The 5,815-nt window shown below is 36.9% G+C and carries 5 protein-coding genes; all 5 read right to left on the bottom strand.

What is annotated here, in order from left to right; translation table 11 throughout:
• The coding region (locus AB1L08_RS21320; protein ID WP_413066620.1) for a penicillin-binding transpeptidase domain-containing protein at positions 1-1,088 on the bottom strand (1,088 nt) is incomplete at its 3' end.
• A gap of 85 nt (positions 1,089-1,173) precedes the next feature.
• Complete coding sequence (locus AB1L08_RS21315) at positions 1,174-1,692, bottom strand: hypothetical protein (protein WP_413066619.1); 519 nt, start codon at positions 1,690-1,692, stop codon at positions 1,174-1,176.
• Between the two features lie 109 nt (positions 1,693-1,801).
• Positions 1,802-3,598, bottom strand: coding sequence for a BlaR1 family beta-lactam sensor/signal transducer (locus AB1L08_RS21310; RefSeq protein ID WP_413066618.1), 1,797 nt, complete (start codon positions 3,596-3,598; stop codon positions 1,802-1,804).
• Positions 3,598-3,987 carry a BlaI/MecI/CopY family transcriptional regulator gene (locus AB1L08_RS21305; RefSeq protein ID WP_413066617.1) on the bottom strand — a complete coding sequence of 130 codons (390 nt, stop codon included), beginning with the start codon at positions 3,985-3,987 and terminating at the stop codon, positions 3,598-3,600. The genes AB1L08_RS21310 and AB1L08_RS21305 overlap by 1 nt, the downstream gene beginning before the upstream one ends.
• A gap of 100 nt (positions 3,988-4,087) precedes the next feature.
• A complete protein-coding gene (gene pbp4, locus AB1L08_RS21300; RefSeq protein WP_489686539.1) occupies positions 4,088-5,737 on the bottom strand; it encodes a penicillin-binding protein PBP4(5) in 1,650 nt (549 codons plus the stop codon).
• Positions 5,738-5,815: the final 78 nt, after the last annotated feature.

Raw genomic sequence — 5,815 nt, 5'->3', positions numbered from 1 at the left:
AGCCGTAAAAATATACTTCGACGTTGATCCATTTTCATCCTGCTGATGGTGCCGCGGAAGCGGCATGAACGTCTAATTTCTTTTACAATTCTTGGGGCGATCCGGTTTCCCCCATTTGCAATCGTTGATATGTATTGATTTAATTGCAGGGTTGTATAAGTATCAAATTGACCGAAAGAAAGATCAAGGGCGAGACCGGGATTTGTTTCTACTCCTTTTAAACCGTGCGTTTCTCCCGGAATATCCAGTCCGGTTGGAACACCGAGGCCAAATTGAGAAAAATAGTATCTGAGCTTATTAAAAACCGCTTTACTATCCATTTTCAAGCTTTCCTCAGGCATGTAGTCATATTTTCCTCCCATCCGCATGGCCACTTGCATCATATAGGAGTTCGAAGATACTTCTAACGCGGTAATATCATTTAATGGGATACTTCCACGCCGGTTAAACCAGGAACTTTTCGATTTTGTCTCCGCAAATTTAAGCGGTTTATCAATAAGTGTATTATCATCCAATGAAATGACTTTATCCATATAACCCGCAAGCACAGTAGCTGCTTTTATGCTGGACCCCATCGTGTATTGGGTATTAAAAACACTTAATGTATCATCTTCTATTTTTCCTGTAGCCATGTTCATCCTTTTTCCGGTCATGCCGAGAATTTCCCCATTTTGCGGATTGATGGCACTAATATAAAGCCGATCTGCCAATTTGCCTTTCCGTTGAAGCAATGCTTTCGTTGCAATTTCATCCAGTTTTTTTTGAAAGTCAATATCGATTGTTAATACGAGATTATCCCCTTTTTTCCCTTCTGTTTTAAGAACGGACTTTTGCACTTTTCCATTGTTGATTGTTAGTTCATATTGTTCCTTAGTGCCTTTAAGCACATCTTCATACCCTTTTTCCAAGTAGCTTTTTCCGACCCGATCGTTCAGGGCATATCCTTTAGCCAGCAGTAATTCTTTTTCATCACTGGGTAAGCCTGTTTTCTCAGATGTCACAGAACCGAATACACTTTTTAACACGGTACCTTCCTTATACTCCCGTTCCCAGTCCATCGTAACGTCAATTCCCGGTAAATCTTGCATATGTTCGCTTTACCTTGGCCGCTTCTTCATCCGTAACATGATTATTTTTAATGATAGCTGTTTCAAATGCGGAAATGCTGTTCATTTATATATATATACTGGCAACACTTTTTTCGGTTTCGTTTAAAGAAGCCAGGTCGTGATCAGTCACCTTTTTTATTTGGGCTTTATATAATTCCCCTTCTTTTAAATGCTGTTCCATTTCACTAAGCCGATGATTTATTTTATCCGGATATTTAGCGATAAAGTATTCTTGTAAATCATGCTTTTTTAAATCAGTGATATCTACGGAAATATATTTCGTTAGTTCTTCCGCTAACTCCAGCATAACTTTTGGCGTAATTTCACTCTCACGAAAAAACGTAATTGCTTTCCTGCCCTTATTTCCGACTAATAAGCGGTGTTTTCTATCATAAATGGATCCCCTTGGAACTGTTTTTTTCACAACAACCAAATCTGATTTATTGACCTCATTATAAAATTGTTCACCATGAACAACTTGAAGGTAACCTAACCGGAGAATAAGGACACAAAAAATGAGGAAAATGATAAAAAGCAAGAGATTGATTCGAAATGTGGTTACATTTCTTATTTTTTGTTTCATGATAAAAAACTCCTTTAATAAGGATGCGTTTTGCATTACAAATACTACATTTGTAGTATTTAGGGCGGAAATGCCCAAAAAGGAACAGTGGTCCTTTTTGGGGTTTTTATTAGTATATATGTTTATCGCGTAAAATTTGACGGGCAATATCCGCAGCCTTGCTTCCGTTGGCATGTCCCTTTTTATTTTGAATATTGATAGCAAAATAATACGTATGATCGCCTTTCTTTACAAAGCCCACAAACCAGCCATTGACATTTTTTCCATTTATCGAACCAGTGCCGGTTTTTCCATATAATTGACGATGTTTTTGCTCATCAATAAGGATTGCGTTTTTTACCGCACGAATATTTTTCTCTTTAAAGCCAAATGTATTTTCATCAAATGCATATAATATTTGTACTTGTTCAATGGGTGATATTTTTAATGAAGATTCTATCCAGTAACTATCCAGATTTCCTGACAGATCCTCGTTCCCATAGTTTATTTTATGAAAATAATATTGTAGTTGTTTTTTTCCTACTTGTTGATCTATATTCTGAAAATACCAATTGACCGAGCTGCCCAATGCAGTAGATAAGCTTTGATTTGTATTCCATTCTTTATAAGGATAAACGGTTCCATCCCAAATTTGATCATTGTTATTGGGGGATATGACATTTGTTTCCAAAGCAAATAATGCAGAATAAATTTTATACGTGCTGTTAGGAGAAACCCTCTGTTCACCCATTTTTCGATTATAAATTTGATAATGATTTTTAGAGGGATCATATAAAACAAAACTGCCGTCGTATCCATTAAAATAAGAACTTAAATCTTCATCTATTACATTTTTCCCATTAAAATAAAACACATCGCCTGAACTGGCTATCACAGAGGGAAGCGGTGTAAGGCATAACACAAAAATCCCCAGAGCAGCACAGATTGCTTTGCTTTTCCATTTCAATAATCGAGAATCTCCAGAGTAATTCGCAATGCTCAGGATTCTTTGTTTGATTTGTGTTTTTGTTCCGCCCATTCCGGAGGCAAACTGTCGATAGGCCCGGTCATGTTGTTTATCTGCAAAATGAATGATCGTCTGTCCATATTCGATATATCCGCTCTCGTCCAAGCGATCTAAAACAGCCGTATCACAAGCCAATTCTCGATCCATCCTCATAACTTTTAAGGCATGCCATACGAATGGGTTAAACCAATAAATAATGTTTAATAACAACATGACGTAATTAACGAACACATCTTTATTTTTTTGATGGGTTAATTCGTGTAAAAAAACATATTTTAAATCATTTAACGAGAATGTTTCCAGTGTTGTCTTTGGTAAAAGTATATATGGCTGCAAAATTCCGAGCGTGCTGGGAGAGGTAATAAGCGATGTTTCCTGTAACTTTATATTTCTTTTTACACCGACAATCTCTTTGCACACATCTAACAATTCAATTATTTTTTGGTTTTTAATAGTAGCCGCCGATTTTTTCAATTGATAGATTTGATAGTTTGCATAAATCGCCATCACAAGGAACATGATCATTCCAATGACCCAAACAACAATAAAGGTATGATAGACGAAATCCGGCGTTGACTTATTTACAGATACTGTAAAATCGTGCAATAAATTTGTGTTGGGTGCTTGAGGAACTTCTAATCCACTTGTCCTTTCATGATTTAATGTTGTGTCACGATTAGTGAAAATCAAGCTTTTTATATATTGGGATATTTCATTTAGCCGGAAAAAATCCCAGGGAATAAAGGATATAATAAGGGGAGTAAAAAGAAAATACCAAATTTTATAATGTGTTTGTTTGGACATATGTTTGTAAAATATTTTTTTTGTAAACAAGATCATTAAAATCAGGAGGGATATGACTAACGTGCTTAATAAAAAGCGGTTTGTAAAGGCATCCATCATTTTTTCCCTTCTTTCATATCCCTCTCAGATAAAATTTTTTTCAGCTCCGAAATCTCATCCTTTGACAGCTGATCATTTTCAATAAAATTTAATACCATTGAATTCAATGTACCATCGAAAAATTGTTTAAGAAATTTTTTGCTTGTTTGTTCCACATATTCATGCTCACCAATCAGAGATGTATAAACAAATACTCTCCCCTGTTTTCTCGTTTGCAGAGCCTTTTTCTTCACTAGGCGTGAAAGCATAGTTTGAATCGTATTCGGCTTCCAATCAATTTTTTTTGAAACTTTCTCCACTACCTCGGGAGTGGAAATCGGTTCATATTTCCATACGATTTTCATCACTTCATATTCTGCTTCTGATATTTGCGGAATCTCCTTCATCGCGGCCCTCCTGCTTTTACATCTGTAGTATTTATTATAGCAGTCCGCGCCAATTTCTTAAAGTTATAACGTTCCTTGGCATCTGGGAAGTGATTCCTCTCTAAGATAAATCCAGCATCCCTTCCCGCATTTGAAAATATTTATATAGCTCCTCTATAAATGATTTATTCAACTGGGTTGCGGAATTGCCCGCGGTAAAATGTTCTACAAGTGAAAGGAGAAGAAATTGATCATGGCCCGCATCAAAGGCAAGTAAAAAACTATTTTCATCCCCTTTTTCTCCTTGCTGCATTTTTAGTTCTGCCGTTCCGGTTTTGGCAGCCAACTGATACTGTTGGTTGTATAGAAGATGAGCAGTGCCATTGGGATCATTGACTACCTCTTGCAAAAGCTTTTTCATTTCATTCGCTGTTGAAGGCGTGATGGCTGATTTTGATTTTCGCCCGCTTTTATCACTCAATAATGTCGGATAAACAACCTTTCCTTCATTTTGAAAAACAGAATACATGGCAGCTTGCTGAATGGGTGAGACCAATAATTCCCCTTGTCCGTATGCAGTATCTGCCAGCAGGATTTCTGAATTAAATGCCGGATGATTGGAGATTTGTGCAGCATCCATGGCGATCGGCAAATCTATTTCCTCTCCAAAGATAAACTTATTCAAACCATTTCTAAAAGTTTTTTCCCCCATTTCCAAGGCCTCTTGGGCAAAGTAAATATTATCCGAATAAATGAGCGCTTTTCTCATATCTACATCATGTACATTAGAAACCCGGGTAACCGCATACCCTCCCCACGTGTCATCTTTTTTCCAGCTTAATCCATTTATTTTTCTTAATTTTTCTGGGTATGTTACTTTGGCATCAAGGCCAATACTGGCGGTGATTGTTTTAAATGTGGAGCCGGGTGCATACCGATTAGCAAATCTTGAAATAAACGGCTTGTCCTTATCATTGGCGTATTGATCATATTCTTGCCGGGAAATTCCCTGAACCATTTTGTTCGGATCAAATGAAGGAGAACTAACGAGAGCATACAGATCTCCATCCTTCGGGCTCATGACAACAGTAGCACCGGGTTTTCCTTTCAAATGTTTAAATGCTTCCATTTGAATATACGTATCAATGGTTAGCTGAATATTTTTCCCATCAATTCTCTCCAGCTTTTGAATTTCTTTCTTCTTTTCTCCTTTCTCATCGACAATAACAATTTCTCCCCCATCTTTGCCGCGCAATTCCCGGTCAAATGCTCTTTCCAACCCAGCTTTGCCAACCATATCCCCTTCTTGTAAATGCGGATTTTTATCCAAATCTTCCTTTGTCACTTTACCTATATAACCGGTTAAATGGGCCGCGGCTTCCTTCAAAGGGTAATAACGAAGTGCTATATTTTGATGGGAAATACCCGGAATATTTTCCGTTTTATTGGATTCTAACACTTTAAGAGGGACAAACAAGTCATCTTTTACCCAATTTTGATTTAGTTTTTCATGAATTTCTTTTATAGGAATATCGAATTGCCGGCTAATATTTTCCAGCCTTTTTTCTTTTTCATTCCCTTGAGATAAATCTTTCGGGACAATTCCTGCCATTTTAAAAACTTCGTTTACCGCCAATCCGTTGCCTAAATGATCAGTAATTTCTCCACGCTCTGCTTGCCAATCATGAAACGCCACCTTATCTTTTCCTTCCATTCCCGGAAAAATCAATGAAGGATTCCATTTCACCAAATATTGACCATCCGTTTTTATTATCCTGGATTACGAAAGTAAAATCTAGTTTATAAATACAAAAAGGGCTCCAACCTTTGGTATAATTAGGTTTGTACT

The organism is Siminovitchia jepli (assembly GCF_047228825.1).
In the GTDB taxonomy this organism is placed as follows: domain Bacteria; phylum Bacillota; class Bacilli; order Bacillales; family Bacillaceae_C; genus Siminovitchia.
Note: the sequence above shows the minus strand (reverse complement) of the source record. Positions and strands in the feature narration are given on the sequence as shown.

Excerpts from the sequence above, each read along its gene's own strand:
- AB1L08_RS21315 (WP_413066619.1), bottom strand. The coding sequence starts at position 1,692 with ATGAAACAAAAAATAAGAAATGTAACCACATTTCGAATCAATCTCTTG.
- AB1L08_RS21310 (WP_413066618.1), bottom strand. The coding sequence starts at position 3,598 with ATGGATGCCTTTACAAACCGCTTTTTATTAAGCACGTTAGTCATATCC.
- AB1L08_RS21305 (WP_413066617.1), bottom strand. The coding sequence starts at position 3,987 with ATGAAGGAGATTCCGCAAATATCAGAAGCAGAATATGAAGTGATGAAA.